This is a genomic window from Amycolatopsis sp. GA6-003 (genome assembly GCF_046267895.1).
In the GTDB taxonomy this organism is placed as follows: Bacteria; Actinomycetota; Actinomycetes; order Mycobacteriales; family Pseudonocardiaceae; genus Amycolatopsis.
Window position 1 is genome coordinate 6,137,936 of the sequence record NZ_CP176499.1, and the last position, 18,073, is coordinate 6,156,008.

Consider the following 18,073-nt stretch of genomic DNA (forward strand, 5'->3'; position numbering starts at 1 on the left):
AGGCCAGGGTTCACTTGGTGGCGAGCTTCTGGCCGACCACGATGAAGTTCGGGTTCGACACGTACTGCTTGTTCAGGTCCTGCAGCTTCTGGTAGCCGCCCTGGATGTTGTGCTCCTTGGCGATCTTCGAGAGCGTGTCGCCAGCCTTGACGGTGTAGTCGCCGTTCGGGTTGGAGTTCGCCACCAGCGCGGCGACCGGCTGGGTCACCTTCTTCGGGGCGACGCTCTTCGGGGTCGCCTTCTTCTTGGTGGCGGTGCTCTTCTTCGGGGTCGCCTTGTGCGAAGAGGCCGAGGAACCGGCCTTCTTGCTGCACACCGGCCACGCGCCGGGGCCCTGGCCCTGCATCACGCGCTCGGCGACAGCGATCTGCTGCTCACGCGACGCGCCCTGCGGGCTGCCGGTGCCGCCGTAGGCCTTCCAGGTGCTCTGGGTGAACTGGAGGCCACCGTAGTAGCCGTTTCCGGTGTTGGTGCTCCAGTTGCCGCCGCTCTCGCACTGCGCGATGGCGTCCCAGTTGGTCGCCGACGCGGGGGTCGCGGCGATCGCGAGGGGGGCGCCGACCGCGATACCCGCGACTGCGACACGGGCAATGGTGCGGGTGGCGGCGGACATCTTGCGGTGCTTGCCTCGGTAAGACATCTGAAAACTTCTCGATTCCTGCGCCTACGAGCACGATGCTGCGGGTCGGGTTGGGAGCCCGTCCGCCCGTTGCCGGGCGGCTGACGCGGACGTCGCACGACGCGCCGTCTTCGTCCCCTCGTCTCTGTCCGGAAATGCTTTCGCTCGGGGTATGGGTCCGGGGATCCGTTGGACAGAGCTGGGCGCTACGGATTCCCGGTGTTGCGTGGTCGGTCGGGGCCAACCGAAAAGCGACGGTACGTAATTCGCGGCGTGATCGGAAATCATTCGGGGTGTGACCTACGTCACAGTAACGGCACGCAACCTGCCTCGATCCGGCTGTTTCCGCTGGTCAGAGCGTCGTTATCTGCCCGTTTTCTTGCCGAGATATTTCACGGATCGTGAGGCTTGGGTCACGTCGATAAGGCGTCAAGGGGCCATTCGCAGCAGATAAGGGCGGGCACTCTAAACCACTCGTCAACTGTCGGCCACTGCCCGCCGAGTGGTTCTTTGAGCAGCGGAAATACGCCGTGAGCGAAACGCTTCGGAGAGTAGGGATAAAGCGTGCCGGCCGCTCAGCGCGCCAGTGCCGCCATTCGCCGTGGTCCGGACCAATCGGCCGGGAACCGGCGCTCCGGCGGCCAGCGCGGCGCTCAGCCGCGTGAACGGGGGCTTTCCGGCGGCTCATCCGCCGGCGAACGGCGGGAGGACGTCCAGGCGGACCCCGTCACTGAGCGCGCGGCCGCGATCGCGCACCGCCACCTCGTTGACCAGGAAGCTCGCCGCGTCGAGAACGCGGGAAAGTTGCCCGGGGTGCAGCTCGCGCAGCGCCTCGACGGCGTCGGCCACCGTCGCGCCCGCCGCCAGCTCCACCTTCTCCTCCTCGGCTCCCGCCGCGGCCCGCGCCGAGGCGAAGTACCGGACGACGACCGTCATCGAGGAAGAGGGCACCGAAGGAGAGGTCATGGCTCAGCCGCCGATCGCGCTCATCGGCCGGATCGGCTGCGCGAAGCCGGCCTCGTTGATCTCGTGGCCCGCGAGCTTGCGCCACATCGTGGCCCGCCACGCGTCCGCCACCTCCTCGTCGCGCGCGCCCGCGCGCACGAGGGCGCGCAGGTCTGTCTCGTCGTTCGAGAAGAGGCAGGAGCGGACGGCGCCGTCGGCGGTCAGCCGGGTGCGCTCGCAGGCGGAGCAGAACGGCCTGGTCACCGACGCGATCACACCCACGTCGCCCGGACCGCCGTCGACCAGCCAGCGCTCGGCGGGCGCGCCGCCGCGCGGGGCCGGGAACGGGGAGAGGGTGAAGGCCTCGCCGAGCATCGCGAGGATCTCCTCGGCGGTGATCATGTCGCGGCGGTTCCAGCCGTGCTGCGCGTCCAGCGGCATCTGCTCGATGAACCGCAGGTGATAGCCCTCTTCGAGGCAGAACCGCAGCAGCGGCACCGCCTCGTGCTCGTTGTAGCCGCGCATCAGCACGGAGTTGATCTTGACCGGCGACAGCCCGGCGTCGCGGGCGGCGGCGAGGCCGGCCAGCACGTGTGGCAGCCGGTCGCGGCGGGTCAGCTCGGCGAAGCGCTCGCGGTCGATGGTGTCCAGCGACACGTTGATCCGGTCGAGCCCGGCCGCGACGAGGCCGGGGGCGCGTTTGGCCAGCCCGATCCCGTTGGTGGTCATGGACACCCGGGGGCGCGGTTCGAGCGCGGTGATCCGCTCGACGATCTTTTCCAGCCCCGGGCGCAGCAGCGGTTCGCCGCCGGTCAGCCGGATGTCGGTGACGCCGAGCAGCTCCACCGCGATCCGCATCAGCCGGACCAGCTCGTCGTCGGTCAGCACCTGCTCGCTCGGCATCCAGTCGAGGCCCTCGGCCGGCATGCAGTACGTGCAGCGCAGATTGCACCGGTCGGTGAGGGAGACTCGCAGGTCGGTCGCGACGCGCCCGAAGGAATCGACGAGACCGGGGTGCTCGGGCCGGGGCGTGCCGGACGGACCTCGGTTGCCGGGGACGCGAGGAAACCCGAGATGCACTGCTGTCATTACGCTGAGGATAGCTTGCGGCGCCGCGGAAGGCAGTCTTGCGAAAATCCTGGAAACCACCCTCGGTTCCGATGTGGAGGCACTCGGTGAGCACCGCGGATACGAACAGTGAGCTGACTCACTTCGCGGCGCTGGCGGCTCAGCTGCGCACGCACCTCGTCCTCCAGCACGCTCGCGACGCCGCCCGCGAAGGGCTCTCCGCGACCGAACTGCAAGCTCTCGAACTTGCCGGGCACTCCGCGGATTCCCTTACGCCAGGCCGGATCGGGCAGCTCACCGGGTTGTCGACGGGTGCGGTGACCGGTGTGCTCGACCGGCTCGAGAAGGCCGGTCTGGTGCTGCGCGAACGCGACCGCACCGACCGCCGGAAGGTGCTCGTGACGATCACCGCGGCCGGCCGGGAGCGGCTCGCCGCGGTCTCCGCGCGGGTCGAGCGGCGGCTCGCCGGGGTGCTCGCGGAGTTCGCTTCCGCGGAACGGAAAGTCCTCGGGCGTTATCAGTTCGCAATGCTCGAAGCGTTACGCGAAAACGCGCCTCACGCATAGCTTTTCCGCATCTGCGGGGATAATGTTCCGGCCATGCCGCAATTTCGGTTGTCCGAGGCCGCCCGGCTGCTCGGCGTAAGCGACGACACCGTCCGCCGGTGGGTTCGCGCGGGGCAGCTGACCGCGACGGACGACGCCGCGGGCCGCAAGGTCGTCGACGGAGCCCAGCTCGCCGGGTTCGCCCGGGCGCAAGCGTCCGAACCGGACGATCCGTCGGCGGTCGGCCGCTCGGCCCGCAACCGCTTCGTCGGGCTCGTCACCGAGGTCGTCGCCGACAAGGTGATGGCGCAGGTCGAACTGCAGTGCGGGGCGCACCGGGTGGTGTCACTGATGAGCACCGAGGCGGTGCGCGAACTCGGGCTGCGCCCAGGCGTGCTCGCGGTCGCCGTGGTCAAGGCGACCACCGTCGTGGTGGAAACCCCGGAAGGATCCAGATGAAGAAGCTCGCCCTCGTCGGCGCCGCGTCGCTCGCGCTTCTCGCTAGTGCGTGCAGTTCCGGCGACCAGCCCAGCTCCGCTCCGGGTGCGGGTTCCGCGTCCGCTCCGGCCGGCGGCGCGAGCGGCACGCTGACCGTGTTCGCCGCGGCCTCGCTCACCGAGTCGTTCAACGCGCTGGGCAAGCAGTTCGAGGCCGCGCACCCGGGCGTCAAGGTCACCTTCGACTACGAGGGTTCCTCCGCGCTCGTGCAGAAGCTGGACAACGGGGCCAAGGCCGACGTGTTCGCCTCGGCGGACCGGAAGAACATGGACAAGGCCGTGCAGGACGGCGTCATCGACGGCCAGCCGGCGGTGTTCGCCACCAACAAGCTCGCGATCGCCGTGGCCAAGGGGAACCCGAAGGGCGTCAAGACCTTCGCCGATCTCACCAAGCCGGGGCTGAACGTGGTCGTGTGCGCGCAGCAGGTGCCGTGCGGTTCGGCGACGCGGAAGGTCGAGCAGAGCACCGGGACCGCGCTCAAGCCGGTGAGCGAGGAGACGAACGTCAAGCAGGTGCTGGCCAAGGTCCAGTCGGGCGATGCCGACGCTGGGCTGGTGTACGTCACCGACGCGACGTCGGCGGCGGGCAAGGTGGACAAGGTCGACTTCCCGGAGTCCTCGGGCGCGGTGAACCAGTACCCGATCGCGGTCGTGAAGAACGCTCCGCAGGCGGCGCTGGCGAAGCAGTTCACCGATTTCGTCCTCGGGGCGCAGGGCAAGGCCGAACTGGCCAAGGTCGGTTTTGGGCCTGGCAAGTAAGGCGGCCGGGACCCGGCCGCCACACGCCCGGGTGCCGCTGCTCCTCTGGTTCCCCGCCGTCGCCGCGCTCGCGCTCGTCGTGCTGCCGGTCGTCGGTCTGCTCGTGCGGTCCGATCTGACCCGGCTGCCGTCGCTGTTGGTGACGCCCTCGTCGCTGAACGCGCTCCGGCTGTCGCTGGTGACCGCCGCACTGTCCACAGTGGCCTGTGTGGTGCTCGGGGTCCCGCTGGCGGTCGTGCTGGCCCGCTCCCGGGTGCCAGGAGTGCGGATGCTGCGGTCGATCGTGCTGCTGCCGCTCGTGCTGCCGCCGGTGGTCGGCGGCCTCGCCCTGCTATACCTGTTGGGCCGCAAGGGTTTTCTTGGCATTCTGCTCAACTGGCTGACCGGCGAGCAGGTGCCGTTCACGACGGCCGCGGTGGTCATCGCGCAGACGTTCGTGGCGATGCCGTTCCTCGTCGTCAGCCTGGAAGGCGCGCTGCGCGGTTCCGGCGACCGCTATGAGCAGGTCGCCTCGACCCTCGGCGCGCGCCCGTGGACGGTGTTCCACCGGGTGACGCTGCCGTTGCTGCTGCCCGCGCTCGGCTCCGGCGTGGTGCTGAGTTTCGCTCGCGCGCTGGGCGAATTCGGTGCGACCATCACGTTCGCGGGCAGTCTGGAAGGCGTGACCCGGACGCTGCCGCTCGAGGTCTACACGCAGGCCGAAGTGGACATCGACAGCGCGGTCGCGCTCGCGTTGCTGCTCATCGTGGTCGCGATCCTGGTCATCGCGGTCGCGCGGCCGCGGTCGTGGGAAGGCGGGCTGCGGTGACGCTTTCCGCGAAGCTGGCGCTGACCCGCGGCGAGTTCTCGCTCGACGTCGAGTTCACCGTGCCCGGCGGCACCGTGCTCGCGCTGCTCGGACCCAACGGCTCCGGGAAGTCCACTGTGCTCGGTGGCCTCGCCGGTCTGCTGTCGGTGACCTCGGCCGACGTCACGCTCGCCGGCCGGCGGCTGGCTGGGAACGGCGTCGACCTGCCGCCGCACGAACGGCGGATCGGGCTGCTGTCCCAGGACGCACTGCTCTTCCCGCATCTGTCCGCAATGGACAATGTCGCGTTCTCGCCGCGCTCGACCGGAACCGGACGGGCGGAAGCGCGAGCGGTCGCCACGCGCTGGCTGTCCGAAGTGGACGCCGCGGAATTCGCGAACCGGCGGCCGAGCCAGCTGTCCGGCGGACAGCAGCAGCGGGTAGCGATCGCGCGAGCGCTGGCGTCCGCGCCGGATCTGCTGTTGCTGGACGAACCCTTCGCCGCACTTGATGTGGACTCGGCGCCGGCGATCCGCGGCCTGCTGCGCCGAGTGTTGCGCGACGGCCCGACGACCGTGCTGGTCACCCACGATCCGCTGGACGCACTGGCGCTGGCCGACCACGTCGCGGTGATGAACGGCGGCCGAATCGTCGAACGCGGCCCGACGCGGGAGGTGCTGGCCGCGCCGCGGACGCCGTTCACCGCACGGATCGCGGGGCTGAACCTGGTTTCCGGCGTAGCGGTGGCGGACGGATTGCTTACGCCGTCCGGTGAGGTGGTGACGGGATTGCTGACGCCGGACACCGTGGTGGACGAGGCGGCGGTCGCGGTATTCGCGCCGAACGCGGTCGCGGTTTATCCGCATGACGGCGAGCACCACGGCAGCCCGCGCAACACCATCGACGCCGTCGTCGCCGCACTGGAACCGCACGGCCCGGTAATCCGCGTCCGAACCGAGGGCGACGGCTGGGCACACGGCCTGACCGCCGACCTCACCCCGGCCGCCGTCGCGGAACTCGCGTTGGAGCCCGGTTCGGCGGTGACGCTGTCGGTGAAGGCCGCGACCGTGGCGGTGCACCCGGCCGCGGCCTCCTGAGCCGGGCGTCCCCCCACGCGGCGCCCGGCTCGGTCCCGGTCAGCCTTCGTGGTGGTGGCCTCCGCCCGGGTGCACGTGGAACTTCGCCACCTCAGGCGGATGCACGACGAACGGCCGCATCATGCCCTCGTCCTCGTGGTCGAGGATGTGGCAGTGGTACATGAACTCGCCGGTGCCGCCGCCGAACTGGCCGGCGACGCTCACCCACTCGCCGGGGTTCACGATGATCGTGTCCTTCCAGCCCTCCTCGTACTTTTCCAGCGGGACCTCGGTGAATCCCTCGATCGCCGCGGTCGTGCGCTCGGCGGCCGGGTCGAACGTGGTGGTGAACTTCCGCCGGAAGAGCGCCTGGAATTCGGTCAGGTGGATGTGGAACGGATGCGCGGGCCCGCCGTCCGCGACGTGCACGATGTTCCACACCGCCCATTTGCCGTGGTCGAGGAAGACGCCGGTGGTGTCGTCGAAGATCCGGCCGACCATCCGGAGCGTCTTCAGCCCGCCCGCCGGGTCCTTGACCTGGATGACCCCCTTGCCGCCCGGATCGGCGTCGACCTGTTCGAGGTCCCACATCTCCGGATGCCCGGCGGCGTTGAGCAGCAGCGCGACCCAGACGTGGTGGTGATCCTCCGGCAGCGTCGAACCGTGCTTGATCCGGACGTACGACGACGAGAGCTTTTCGGGCAGCTCGAACGAATCGTGCCGCGGGCGGTTGTCCACCCGGAACTCCATGACGTCCGGTTCGACCCCGCCCAGGAGCGGATCCGCGTTGCGCAGCTTGAGTTTCCGCCCCCGGAACCGGCTGAAGTCGACCAGCACGTCGAAGCGCTCGGCGGGCGCGACGGTCAGTCCGCCGGACGGCACCGGCGCGGGCGCGGGCAGCAACCCGCCGTCGGTGCCGATCAGGCGGACGGCGTCGTTCTGCGGCACGTTGTTCTCGTCGACCAGGTTCAGCGTGAAGAACCGTTCGTTGGCCGCGTTGAGCAGCCGGAAGCGGTACCACCGCGGGGTGACGTCGAGGTGCGGCCAGATCACGCCGTTGACCAGCGTGAACGGACCGGAGAACGGGATCATCGGCCCGTTCGGCACATACGGGAACTTGTACAGCAGCTGCCCGGTGAGCTGCCCGGTCGCCGGGTCGGTGTCGAGGTTGCGGTCGGCCAGGATCAGCGGCAGTTCCCGGTCGCCGCCGGGCAGGCCGAGTTCGTCCTCCTCGTCGTCGCGGATCAGGTACATCCCGGCCAGGCCCGTGTGGACGTTGAAGCGGGTGATCGCCATGGCGTGGTCGTGGTACCAGAGCGGCATCGCCTGCTGCCGGTTCTGGTACTCGACGAGCTGCGAAGTTCCCTTGAGCCCGGCGTTGTGCGCCCAGCCGTCGTTGCCCGCGTTGGTGCGGGCGCCGTGCAGGTGGACGACGGTCCACGCGGGCAGGTCCGCGACGCCGTCGACGATCGAGTAGCCGGGCCGGTCGAGTTCGCGGCCGGGACGGCTGGTCGGCGCGTCGGCCACCGGCCCCTGAACGGCGACCAGCGGGAACTCGCCTTCTATTTCGTTCGACCACGAAATCCGCAGTTGTTTGCCGCTGCGCACTTCGATTGTCGGCCCTGGGAAATGTCCCGCATAAGTCCACAAGGTGCTCGGCGGCAATTGCGAGTGCAGCCGCTGCCGCTTCGCCACCATGGGAATGGTGATCATGTCCTGTCCCCACCACGGCGGCCGCAGCACCGGCGGAACCGGCAGCGGGTCAAGGAATTTGGCGAGCCCCCAGTTCGGCCCGGTGATCGCGCCCGCGGCGGCGGGCCGGTCGATGATGTCGGTCATCGGATTGTTCCCCCTTCAAGACAAGGGGCAGGAAGAATTGCGCGACGGCGAATGCGCCGGTGCTTACGGAAAAGATTCCCCCGAACCCCCTCGGTAACCGGCTCCGCGACTCCCCTCGCGTTGCCGGCAATTTCCACTGTAGCCGTTTTCGTCGTATGCCGCAGGCGGATCGCGCGCGTGATAGGTTTTCGCGCATGAGCGAAGGCCGGTGGACGTATCTCTCCGACATGGACGGTGTGCTGGTCAGGGAGGAACACCTCGTCCCTGGGGCGGACGAGTTCCTTGCCGAACTGCGCAACAACGAGATCGACTTTTTAGTGCTCACCAATAACTCCATCTACACCCCGCGCGACTTGCGGGCGCGGCTGCTGCGGACTGGTTTGGACATTCCCGAGGAGTCCATCTGGACCTCGGCGCTGGCCACCGCGAAGTTCCTCGCGTCGCAGCGGCCGAACGGCTCGGCGTTCGTGATCGGCGAGGCCGGGCTCACCACGGCGCTGCACGAGGTCGGCTACGTGCTGACCGAACGCGACCCGGACTACGTCGTGCTCGGCGAAACGCGCACGTACAGCTTCAGCGCGATCACCCGCGCGATCCGGCTGATCGAGGGCGGCGCGAAGTTCATCGCGACCAACCCGGATGCGACCGGCCCGAGCGTCGAGGGCTCGATGCCGGCCACCGGGTCCGTCGCGGCGCTGATCGAGCGCGCCACCGGCCGCTCGCCGTACTACGTCGGCAAGCCGAACCCGCTGATGATGCGGTCCGCGCTGCGCCGGCTGGGCGCGCATTCGGAGTCGACGCTCATGATCGGCGACCGGATGGACACCGACGTGCACTCCGGGATCGAGGCCGGGCTGCAGACCATCCTGGTGCTCACCGGCATCTCGAACGAGGAGTCGGTGGAGAACTACCCGTACCGGCCGACGAAGGTGATCGGCTCGGTCGCCGACCTGATCGGGCGAACGCTCGACCCGTTCGGCGAAGGCTGACCGCCCACCGCCCGGGATCAGGGCATATCGTCAAACGATGAGCGTCTATGTGGTGGGCGACGTCCACGGGCACCGGGACGCCCTGGTTGACGCACTGCGCGCCGAGGGCCTGGTCGACAGCGACGGCAACTGGGCCGGCGTCGACGACCGGTTGTGGTTCCTCGGCGACTTCACCGACCGCGGCCCGGACGGCGTCGGGGTGATCGACCTCGTGCGGCAGCTGCAGGACCAGGCGGCTGAAGCGGGCGGCTCGGTGCAGATGCTGCTCGGCAACCACGAGATCCTGCTGCTCGGGATGTACCACTTCGGCGACCGTCCGGTGCCGTCCGATTTCGGGCCGCGCAGTTTCGCGCGCAGCTGGGAGATCAACGGCGGCCTGCTGTCGGACCAGGACCGGCTCACCCCCGAGCACATCGAATGGCTCACCGCGCGCCCGCTGGTCGCGGTCGACGAGGACCATCTGCTGCTGCACTCGGACACCCTCGAGTACCTCGACTGGGGCGAGGACCTCGACTCGATCAACGCCACCGCGCACGACATTCTCTCCGGCAGCAACATCGAGGCTTGGTGGGACGTGTGGCGGCGGATGACCACCCGGTACGCCTTCCGCGGCCCGGACGGCGAGGAGAACGCCGAACGGATGCTCAAGGCGCTCGGAGGCTCGCGGATCGTCCACGGGCACAGCGTGATCGCCGACCAGCTGGGCATCCACCCGACGCAGATCGAGGGCCCGTACCTCTACGCCGGAGGAAAAGCGCTGGGCATCGACGGCGGCCTGTTCGTCGGCGGCCCGTGCCTCGTGGTGAAGCTTCCCTTCGAGCCGGAGGACTAGGCGGCCGGGGCGTATCGCAGTTCGAGAATCCCGGACGGGAAGGCGGTGCTCTTCACCAGACGCAGCCGCCGGGCCTGTTCAAGCTCGGGGAACAGCGCCGCGCCCTTGCCGGTGACCGCGGGCAGCACCCAGAGCCGGTATTCGTCCACGACGCCGAGCTTGATCAGCGAATGCAGGAACGCGGTCCCGCCCGCGGCGACGAGATCCTTGCCGGGCTCGGCCTTGAGCTTGGCGATTTCTTCGGCGAGGTCCCCGCTGGCGATCCGGGTCTCGGCCCAGTCGGCGGTGGTCAGGGATCTGGAGAACACGACCTTGGGAATCGCGTTCATCGCCTTGGCCGAGGGGTGGTCTGCGGTGGGCCAGAAGCCCGCCATGGCCTCGTAGGTGGTGCGGCCCATGAGGAAGGCCCCGGCTTCCCAGAGCTGGTCGACGAAGTATTTCTCCTGCTCGGGGTCGTCGATCGACATCATGACGTCGCGGATGCCGTTGTCGGCGTCGGCGCTCTTGCCGTCGAGGGAGACGTAGAAACCGAGGATGAGCTTTCGAGTGGTCGTCATGCGGCTTAGCCTGCTGCCGAACGACTGAGTTGTCAAGACAAAAATATTTTTCGGTTGGCGTTCAGGGGATCTTGCTGGCCGGAGGCAGCGGGCTGGCGGAACCTGAAGGGTCGCGCGGCAGCGGACCTCAGGAGTCCACGATCTCCTTGCCCAGCGGCATCAGCGAGATCGGGATCATCTTGAAGTTCGCCAGCCCCAGCGGGATGCCGATGATCGTGAGGCACTGCAGCACCCCGGTGACCAGGTGGCCGATGCTGAGCCACAGTCCGGCGACCAGGAACCAGATCACGTTGCCGACGAACGAGCCGACCCCGGCTTCTCGGCGGTCGATGACCGTGCGGCCGAACGGCCACAGCGCGTAGTTCGCGATCCGGAACGACGCGATGCCGAACGGGATCGTGACGATCAGGACGCAGCAGACGACCCCGGCCAGCAGGTAGCCCAGCGCCATCCAGAAACCGGCCAGGACGAGCCAGATCACGTTGAGGATCAGTCGCATCAGACGTACAACTCCCCGCTCGCTACGGTGACGGCCTGGCCGCGCAGCAGCACGCGGTCGTCGCGGATTTCGGTGCGCACGGTTCCGCCTCGCGCGGAGACCTGATGCCCCACGAGGGTGGTTTTTCCCAGTTGCCGCGCCCAGTACGGGGCCAGCGAGCAGTGCGCGGAACCGGTGACCGGGTCCTCGTCCACGCCTACGCCGGGGCCGAAGAAGCGGCTGACGAAGTCGTCGCCCGGCGCGGTGATGACCAGCCGTCCGGTCCAGGTGGCGCGGAGGGCGTCGAGGTCCGGTTCGGCCTCCCGCACCGCTTCGGCGCTGTCGAGCACGGCGAACAGGTTCTCGCGGGCCCGTCCGGTGAACTTCGCGGGCGCCTTGAGGATGTGCGAGAGGTCTTCGCCGGTCTCGACGGGCGGGTCGGCGGGGAAGTCCATCTCGATCCAGCCGTCGGCCTTGGTGCAGGTCAGCTGACCGCTGAGCGTGTCGTAAACCTGGTGCCCGCCAAGGACCTGCGTGACCGCGATGGTGGCGTGCCCGCAGAGCGAGACCTCGCTGGTCGGGGTGAACCAGCGAAGCGGCTTCGCACCCTCGCCGGTGTTGACCACGAACGCGGTCTCGGAGTGCTTCAGCTCCGCCGCGACCTGCTGCATCCACGCGGCGTCCGCGGGTTGATCGAGCACGACGACGCCCGCCGGGTTGCCGGCGAAGGCGCGGTCGGTGAAGGCGTCGACGAGGTGGAATTCGGTCTGGGCACTCGGGTCCATGAAGCCGATCTTGCCGGGCGGAGCGGGCGGCGGCATCGGGGATTAGCCCTGAATTTTCAGCGCACGCCCTCTTCGATGGTCTCCAGCAGCCATTTCCGCAGGTGCGTGCCCGTCGAAGGGGTGAAGTGCAGCCGGAACCCGCCGTCGGGCAAGGGTTCCGAGAACGTCAGGTACCGGCCGCCGTCGGTGTCGACGAACGTCGCCGTCGAGACCGGGCGCAGCGTGCCTTGCCCTGGCCGCAGCGAAAGTTCCACGGTTCCGTGCCGGTGCAGCGGCCATTGCGAGTACCCCGCCAGCGCGTCGCGATCCCGGCGCGAGGGGGCCGGGGCCTCGGCGTTGCGTTTCGGCGGCGGGGATTGCGTGATCGCCACCGGGGAAACGGGCAGCGCGGGATACGGCGGGAACATGCTCAGCACCAGGTCCACCAGCCGCTCCGGCCGGATCTGCCGGAAGCGGAGCCCGTCGTCGACCTGTTCGGAGAACACGCCGAGGCCCTCGCCGATGCACGCGCGGTACAGCACGGTCCCGGACGGCAGTTCGGCCGCGCGCACGATGATCAGCACGTCCGGCCTCGTCCAGGCGCGCAGGGTCGCTTCGACGTCCCGGTCGAGTTTCTCCGCGTCGGCGAGACCCCGGCCGCGCATCGCCGCCCACGCCTCGTCGGCCAGCCGGTTGTGCTCGGTCATCGTCGCGCCCGCGCTGCGGATCTCGAACGGATGCCACGACGCGGGCAATCCGGTGCGCCGCACCGCCACGTCGGTCTCGGTCCAGCCCAGGGAGAATTCCTCTGGCAACGTCCCAGTCCCCTCGTGCACGAAACAACCCGCACCGAGGGTAGCGGAACGCGCACGACGCTCAGCCGGTCGTGCGAGCGCACCCCATAACGAGGGTGGCGGAAAGGTCCGAAATCGAGCTTAGACTCGGGCTCGTCGAAGAAGACCGCCACGGGAGGCACCGATGCCTGACGCGCCTGCACTGCCGAGTTACGCCTCCGGGACCTCCAGCGTCCCCCTGCTCGGCGACACGATCGGGGACAATTTCGACCGCACGGTGGCCGCGTTCGGCGACCGGGACGCGCTCGTCGACCGCGAGGCAGGTGCCCGCTGGACCTACCGGGAACTCGCCGCCGAGGTCGACACGCTCGCGCACGGGCTGCTCGCGTCCGGCATCGGCAAGGGGGACCGCGTCGGCATCTGGTCGCCGAACCGGGCGGAATGGACGTTCCTCCAGTACGCGACGGCGAAAATCGGCGCGATCCTGGTCAACATCAACCCGGCCTACCGGTCGCACGAACTGCAGTACGTGCTCAACCAGGCGGGCATCCGGATGCTCGTGGCGGCGGACAAGTTCAAAACCTCCGACTACGCCGCGATGATCGAGGAGGTCCGGCCGAACTGCCCGGACCTGGAAGCGGTCGTCCTGCTCGGCACCTCGTCGTGGACCGACCTGATGGAGTCCGGCCGCGGCGGCGACCCGGAGCGGCTCGCGCGGCAGCAGGCCGCGCTGTCCGCGGACGATCCGATCAACATCCAGTACACGAGCGGCACCACCGGCTTCCCCAAGGGCGCGACGCTCAGCCACCACAACATCCTCAACAACGGCTTTTTCGTCGGCGAGTTGTGCAATTACACCGAAAAGGACCGGGTCTGCCTCCCGGTGCCCTTCTACCACTGCTTCGGCATGGTGATGGGCAACCTCGCGTGCACGAGCCACGGTGCGTGCATGGTCATCCCGGCCCCGGCGTTCGACCCGAAGGCCACGCTCGCCGCGGTCGCCGCCGAACGCTGCACGTCGCTCTACGGCGTGCCGACGATGTTCATCGCCGAGCTGAACCACCCGGAGTTCGAGACGTTCGACCTCGGCTCGCTGCGCACCGGCATCATGGCCGGATCGCCGTGCCCGGTCGAGGTGATGAAGCAGGTCATCGACCGGATGGGGATGACCGAGGTGTCCATTTGCTACGGCATGACCGAGACGTCGCCGGTGTCGACGCAGACCCGCGCCGACGATTCGGTGGAGCGCCGGGTGTCCACGGTCGGCCGGGTCGGCCCGCATCTCGAGTCCAAAGTGGTCGATCCGGAAACCGGGCTGACCGTGCCGCGCGGGACTCCCGGCGAACTGTGCACCCGCGGCTATTCGGTGATGCTCGGCTATTGGGAGGAACCGGAAAAGACCGCCGAGGCGATCGACGCCGCGCGCTGGATGCACACCGGCGACCTCGCGGTCATGGACGACGAGGGTTATCTCAACATCACCGGCCGGATCAAGGACATGGTGATCCGCGGCGGCGAAAACATTTACCCGCGCGAGATCGAGGAATTCCTCTACACCCACCCGGACGTGCTGGACGCGCAGGTGATCGGCGTGCCGGACGTCAAGTACGGCGAGGAACTGATGGCCTGGATCCGGATGCGCGAGGGTGCGGAACCGCTGACCGCGGAATCGGTGCGCGAGTTCTGCCAGGGCAAATTGGCGCATTACAAGATTCCGCGGTACATCCACGTGGTCGACGAATTCCCGATGACGGTGACCGGGAAGGTGCGCAAGGTCGAGATGCGGCAGCAGTCGGTGACATTGCTGGGGCTGGAGCAGGCGGCGGCGCAGAAGCACGCGTGAACCTCGTGAGTGTTTATGCCGGTTAGAACCGGCATAAACACTCACGAGCAGGTCAGGCGGAAGCGGCTGCGGCGGCTTCGGCGAGTGCCTTCTCGTCCTCCTCGCCGAAGGTGTCCTCGAGCTGCTCGGGTGAGTAGTCGAGGTCGATCTGCTCGACCGGCGTGCCCCGCGCGGATTCGATCGCCCCGAGGCGGCGCTGGGCGCGGTCGGCGGCGTACTGGAGCAATTCTTCCGGATCGTTGTCGAACGGGACTTCCTCGAATTGGTCCTGCACCCACTGGATCATGCCGAGCGCGTGCGGCAGCAGCTCGCCCATGCGTTCCTGCACGGCGTCCCACATCGCGTCGTCCGCGGCGACGTGCCGGCGGCAGGTGAACGTGCCCCACGCCATGTGGCGGCGTTCGTCGTCGCCGATGTGGCGGACCAATTCCTGCATTCCCGGCAGGATCTGGTTCTGCGTGCAGATCAGCTGCCACGAGTAGTACCCGGTGAGCGCGAGGCTGCCTTCGATCACGTGGTTGTACGTCACGCTCGCGCGGATCTGGTTGAGCGGACTGGGATCGTCCTCCAGCGCGCGCAGCGACTGCGGCAGTTCCTCGTAGAAAAGCTTGCGGTAGTGGGGGTTTTCCGCGACGTAGGAATGCAGGTCGGCGTCCAGTCCGACGGCGTCCATCCAGCGCCGGAAGACCTCGACGTGCTTGGCTTCCTCGAAACAGAACTGGGTCAGATACATCTCGTCGCCGAACCGGCCGGTAGCCGACATCGCGCGCATGAACGGCTGGATGTCCTCGGTCACCGCCTCCTCGCCCGCGATGAACTGCGCGACGAGGTAGGTGGTCGAGCGTTGCTGTTCGGGCGTCAGGCTTTCCCAGCCCTCGCGTTCGCGGCTGAAGTCGAGGTCCGCCGGATTCCAGAACTTCTTGTTGCCCTTGACGAACAGCCGCAACGGGAACGAGTCCCAGTTCAGCCCGCCCTCGCGCAGGGACGAGAAGCCGCTGCGCAGCTCCGGAAGCGTCTCGGTCATGACTGGCCCTCTCGTTTCACTCCGTTGTGGACGAATCGGTCGATGGCGGGGGCGAGCACCGCGAGGATCGACTCCGCGGCCTCGGCCGCGGAATGCGTCGGCAGCACCAGGTGGCTGAGCGACAGCCGGACCACCGTCTCGGCGAGCAGCGCGGCGGCTTCCGGCGTGAGCCGGGGTTCGAGCGCGAGGTACTGCTGCGCCGCGAGATCGGCCGCCGCGGTGAGGATCGGCTCGCCCCGGGAGGTCAGCAACGGAAGCAGGTCCTCGCCGGCTTCGGTGCCGAGCGCCGCCGCGATCAGCCGGTTCTCCCTGGCGTGTTCGATGGTGTAGACGACCGCGCCGCGGATGCCCGTGAGCAAACTCTCGGCGTCCTCGAACCGGCAGCGGATGCCGTCGAGGAATTCCGCGGCGACGCGCAGCGCGACGGCCTGCGTGAGCGCCGCCTTGCTGCCGAACTCGTTGTAGACCGTCTGCCTGCTGACCCCGGCTTTCGCGGCCACGTCGGCCATCCGGAGGCCCTGGTGGCCGCGGTCGGGGAGCAGATCCGCGGCGGCGTCCAGCAGCGTCTCGCGCAGCGTCGCCTTGGTCCGCTCGGTGAAGCTGGTCACACCGTCAGCTTGACACAGGATGAATCTGTGTCAAGAAGCTTTACCTGGATGGCGCACGTGTACAAAACCCCGCCGGAACTGTCGGTGCGGGCAGCTACCGTGTCGGACGTGGGCATCACGGTGGGGTTCGACCTCGACATGACATTGATCGACCCGCGGCCGGGCATGGTCGCGGCGATGAACGCGCTCGGCGAGAAGTCCGGGCTGCCGTTCGACGGGGAGGCGTTCGCGTCGAACCTCGGGCCGCCGCTCGATCAGGCACTGCGCGATTTCGGCGCGCCGGAGGACCGGATCCCCGAGCTGATCTGGCAGTTCCGCGAGCTGTACCCGGAGACGGTCGTGCCGAGCACGGTCGCGCTGCCCGGCGCGGCCGAGGCGCTGCGGGCGGTCCGCGCGGCGGGCGGGCGGACGCTCGTGGTCACCGGCAAGTACGCGCCCAACGCGCAGATGCACCTCGACGCACTGGGCCTGCGGGTCGACGCGCTGGTGGGCGAGCTGTGGTCCACGCAGAAGGCGGCGGCCCTGCTGGAGCACGAGGCCCGCGCGTACGTCGGCGACCACCTCGGCGACGTGCGGGGCGCGCGAGCGGCCAACGCGATGTCGGTGGCCGTGGCGACCGGGCCGTGCACCCGCGAGGAACTGGCCGCCGAGGGCGCGGACGTGGTGTTCGACTCGCTGGTCGATTTCCCGGAGTGGTTTGCCAGGACGTTCGTGGAGACGGCGGTGTAACCGCTGCTCAGCCGTGCTTTCCGGCGCGGGCTTCCTGGATCAGCGCGATCAGGCCGAGCAGCAGGCCGAGCGGGGTGATCACGCCGGCGGCCGCGCTGAGCCACACCGGCAGGTTCTCCAGGCCGGCGGCGAACATCACGAACACCGTCGCCACCGCGAGCATGCCGATGGCGAACAGGCCGATGCCGAGCCGCATGAGGATCGGTTTGCCGGTCTGCTTCGCTTTGTTCTCCATGGGCTGTGAGAGTAACGGGACTATCCGCTTCTCCCCAGCACCTGTGGCGAGATACGCTTATCGGACGCGCGCCTCGAGATCGCTCGGGGCGCGTTCGTCGTGACCTGCACAGCAGAAGGACTGGTGAGGGAAGTGCCGACCGGCAAGGTCAAGTGGTACGACGCGGAGAAGGGGTTCGGCTTCGTCACGCAAGACGGCGGTGCGGACGTCTACATCCGCAAGGCCGCGCTGCCCCACGGCGTGGAGGGCCTGAAAGCCGGGCAGCGGCTCGAGTTCGGCGTGGCCGACGGCAGGCGCGGACCGCAGGCGCTCTCCGTCCGGCTGCTGGACCCGCCGCCGTCGGTCGCCGAGGCGCGCCGCCGTCCCGCGGAGGAGCTGCACGGCCTCATCGAGGACATGATCAAGCTGCTGGAGCTGAAGGTCCAGCCGGACCTGCGGCGCAACCGGTACCCGGATCGCAAGAACACCAAGCAGATCGCGGAGATCATGCGCGCGGTCGCGCGCGACCTCGACCCGTGATCAGTCACGCCACCGCTTGAAAACAGTGAAGGGCTCCGTGCGGGAATCTCCCCGCGCGGAGCCCTTCACGGCTTTAAGGCGATTCAGGCAGGCTGGACCTGCAGCGACCACAGCGCCGTCGTGACCGCCTCGGCGTCGTTCGGGTCGCCGGTGCGGCTGATCACCGACGCCTGCGCGATCTCGACCACCACGATCTGGTCGTCCTTCGCGGGCGGGGTCGCGGTGTAGGCGTAGCGGTCGCGGGAGGTGATGATGTCCTCCTTGAGCGGCTGCGGCTCGCCCTTGGAGTTCACGTACTGCACGGTGACCTTCCACGGCGTCTCGGCGATCTCCTTCGGCACCGAGATCTGCACCGACCGGCCCGGGCGCACCTTGAGCTTGCCCGTCGCGCCGGGGTTGGCCGCGCAGACGCCGGACTTGATGTCGCAGTTGCCGATCGGGGCGACGTTGATCGTGTGCCCGTCGGCGTAGAAAGTCACCTCGGCCGGACCCGGCGCGGAACAGCCGGCCACCGCGAAACCACCGGCCGCGAGCACGGCCACCACCCGGGAACGTCGCATGGCCCG

General features: G+C 68.8%; 22 protein-coding genes. 10 read left to right on the top strand and 12 right to left on the bottom strand.

The window, feature by feature from the left end; genetic code table 11:
• Positions 1 to 10: 10 nt before the first annotated feature.
• The 3 genes from F9C12_RS27835 to moaA all read right to left on the bottom strand — a co-directional run bounded on the left by F9C12_RS27835 (position 11) and on the right by moaA (position 2,653).
• On the bottom strand, positions 11 to 640 hold the full coding sequence (locus F9C12_RS27835) for a transglycosylase family protein (RefSeq protein ID WP_409462319.1): 630 nt from the start codon (positions 638 to 640) through the stop codon (positions 11 to 13).
• A gap of 663 nt (positions 641 to 1,303) precedes the next feature.
• Positions 1,304 to 1,555, bottom strand: coding sequence for a MoaD/ThiS family protein (locus F9C12_RS27840; RefSeq protein ID WP_409462320.1), 252 nt, complete (start codon positions 1,553 to 1,555; stop codon positions 1,304 to 1,306).
• 33 nt (positions 1,556 to 1,588) lie between these two features.
• On the bottom strand, positions 1,589 to 2,653 hold the full coding sequence (gene moaA, locus F9C12_RS27845) for a GTP 3',8-cyclase MoaA (RefSeq protein WP_409184734.1): 1,065 nt from the start codon (positions 2,651 to 2,653) through the stop codon (positions 1,589 to 1,591).
• Between the two features lie 86 nt (positions 2,654 to 2,739).
• Between moaA and F9C12_RS27850 the strand changes: the two genes are divergently transcribed.
• The 5 genes from F9C12_RS27850 to F9C12_RS27870 are packed head-to-tail and all read left to right on the top strand — an operon-like array spanning position 2,740 to position 6,317.
• Entirely contained in the window at positions 2,740 to 3,198 is a 459-nt protein-coding gene (locus tag F9C12_RS27850; protein WP_409462321.1) for a MarR family transcriptional regulator, read from the top strand.
• A 33-nt stretch (positions 3,199 to 3,231) separates the two neighbouring features.
• Entirely contained in the window at positions 3,232 to 3,636 is a 405-nt protein-coding gene (locus F9C12_RS27855) for a molybdopterin-binding protein (protein WP_009083933.1), read from the top strand.
• On the top strand, positions 3,633 to 4,433 hold the full coding sequence (modA, locus tag F9C12_RS27860; RefSeq protein WP_409462322.1) for a molybdate ABC transporter substrate-binding protein: 801 nt from the start codon (positions 3,633 to 3,635) through the stop codon (positions 4,431 to 4,433). The genes F9C12_RS27855 and modA overlap by 4 nt, the downstream gene beginning before the upstream one ends.
• 31 nt (positions 4,434 to 4,464) lie before the next feature.
• On the top strand, positions 4,465 to 5,241 hold the full coding sequence (locus F9C12_RS27865) for an ABC transporter permease (RefSeq protein WP_409462323.1): 777 nt from the start codon (positions 4,465 to 4,467) through the stop codon (positions 5,239 to 5,241).
• Complete coding sequence (locus F9C12_RS27870) at positions 5,238 to 6,317, top strand: sulfate/molybdate ABC transporter ATP-binding protein (RefSeq protein ID WP_409462324.1); 1,080 nt, start codon at positions 5,238 to 5,240, stop codon at positions 6,315 to 6,317. The genes F9C12_RS27865 and F9C12_RS27870 overlap by 4 nt, the downstream gene beginning before the upstream one ends.
• Before the next feature lie 39 nt (positions 6,318 to 6,356).
• Here the strand turns inward: F9C12_RS27870 and F9C12_RS27875 are convergent, their stop codons facing one another.
• Entirely contained in the window at positions 6,357 to 8,135 is a 1,779-nt protein-coding gene (locus F9C12_RS27875; RefSeq protein ID WP_409462325.1) for a multicopper oxidase family protein, read from the bottom strand.
• A 194-nt stretch (positions 8,136 to 8,329) separates the two neighbouring features.
• On the opposite strand from F9C12_RS27875, the gene F9C12_RS27880 reads away from it, so the two are divergent.
• Together F9C12_RS27880 and F9C12_RS27885 are read left to right on the top strand one after the other, a co-directional pair.
• Positions 8,330 to 9,124, top strand: coding sequence for an HAD-IIA family hydrolase (locus tag F9C12_RS27880; protein WP_409184739.1), 795 nt, complete (start codon positions 8,330 to 8,332; stop codon positions 9,122 to 9,124).
• Between the two features lie 37 nt (positions 9,125 to 9,161).
• Complete coding sequence (locus F9C12_RS27885) at positions 9,162 to 9,956, top strand: metallophosphoesterase (protein ID WP_409184740.1); 795 nt, start codon at positions 9,162 to 9,164, stop codon at positions 9,954 to 9,956.
• On the opposite strand, the gene F9C12_RS27890 is transcribed toward F9C12_RS27885, so the two are convergent.
• From F9C12_RS27890 to F9C12_RS27905, 4 genes are all read right to left on the bottom strand, one after another.
• A complete protein-coding gene (locus F9C12_RS27890; protein ID WP_409184741.1) occupies positions 9,953 to 10,513 on the bottom strand; it encodes a dihydrofolate reductase family protein in 561 nt (186 codons plus the stop codon). The genes F9C12_RS27885 and F9C12_RS27890 overlap by 4 nt on opposite strands.
• Positions 10,514 to 10,640: 127 nt before the next feature.
• Complete coding sequence (locus F9C12_RS27895) at positions 10,641 to 11,012, bottom strand: YccF domain-containing protein (protein WP_409184742.1); 372 nt, start codon at positions 11,010 to 11,012, stop codon at positions 10,641 to 10,643.
• Positions 11,012 to 11,776 carry a PhzF family phenazine biosynthesis protein gene (locus tag F9C12_RS27900; protein WP_409462326.1) on the bottom strand — a complete coding sequence of 255 codons (765 nt, stop codon included), beginning with the start codon at positions 11,774 to 11,776 and terminating at the stop codon, positions 11,012 to 11,014. Before F9C12_RS27900 ends, F9C12_RS27895 begins: the two co-directional genes overlap by 1 nt.
• Positions 11,777 to 11,832: 56 nt before the next feature.
• Positions 11,833 to 12,591, bottom strand: coding sequence for an ESX secretion-associated protein EspG (locus tag F9C12_RS27905; RefSeq protein ID WP_409462327.1), 759 nt, complete (start codon positions 12,589 to 12,591; stop codon positions 11,833 to 11,835).
• A 142-nt stretch (positions 12,592 to 12,733) separates the two neighbouring features.
• Between F9C12_RS27905 and F9C12_RS27910 the strand changes: the two genes are divergently transcribed.
• A complete protein-coding gene (locus tag F9C12_RS27910) occupies positions 12,734 to 14,392 on the top strand; it encodes an AMP-binding protein (protein WP_409462328.1) in 1,659 nt (552 codons plus the stop codon).
• A gap of 52 nt (positions 14,393 to 14,444) precedes the next feature.
• On the opposite strand, the gene F9C12_RS27915 is transcribed toward F9C12_RS27910, so the two are convergent.
• Together F9C12_RS27915 and F9C12_RS27920 are read right to left on the bottom strand one after the other, a co-directional pair.
• On the bottom strand, positions 14,445 to 15,416 hold the full coding sequence (locus tag F9C12_RS27915) for a R2-like ligand-binding oxidase (RefSeq protein WP_409184746.1): 972 nt from the start codon (positions 15,414 to 15,416) through the stop codon (positions 14,445 to 14,447).
• Positions 15,413 to 16,024, bottom strand: a complete 612-nt coding sequence (locus F9C12_RS27920; RefSeq protein ID WP_409184747.1) for a TetR family transcriptional regulator — start codon at positions 16,022 to 16,024, stop codon at positions 15,413 to 15,415. The genes F9C12_RS27915 and F9C12_RS27920 overlap by 4 nt, the downstream gene beginning before the upstream one ends.
• A 108-nt stretch (positions 16,025 to 16,132) precedes the next feature.
• Here F9C12_RS27920 and F9C12_RS27925 point away from each other — a divergent pair, with 108 nt between their 5' ends.
• A complete protein-coding gene (locus tag F9C12_RS27925) occupies positions 16,133 to 16,753 on the top strand; it encodes an HAD family hydrolase (RefSeq protein WP_409186870.1) in 621 nt (206 codons plus the stop codon).
• 7 nt (positions 16,754 to 16,760) lie between these two features.
• Here the strand turns inward: F9C12_RS27925 and F9C12_RS27930 are convergent, their stop codons facing one another.
• Entirely contained in the window at positions 16,761 to 16,988 is a 228-nt protein-coding gene (locus tag F9C12_RS27930; RefSeq protein WP_409462329.1) for a hypothetical protein, read from the bottom strand.
• A 132-nt stretch (positions 16,989 to 17,120) separates the two neighbouring features.
• Between F9C12_RS27930 and F9C12_RS27935 the strand changes: the two genes are divergently transcribed.
• On the top strand, positions 17,121 to 17,507 hold the full coding sequence (locus F9C12_RS27935) for a cold-shock protein (protein ID WP_101437344.1): 387 nt from the start codon (positions 17,121 to 17,123) through the stop codon (positions 17,505 to 17,507).
• Between the two features lie 83 nt (positions 17,508 to 17,590).
• Here the strand turns inward: F9C12_RS27935 and F9C12_RS27940 are convergent, their stop codons facing one another.
• Positions 17,591 to 18,067 (bottom strand): DUF2771 family protein, encoded by a 477-nt coding sequence (locus F9C12_RS27940; protein WP_409184749.1) that lies wholly within the window; start codon positions 18,065 to 18,067, stop codon positions 17,591 to 17,593.
• Between the last annotated feature and the right edge of the window lie 6 nt (positions 18,068 to 18,073).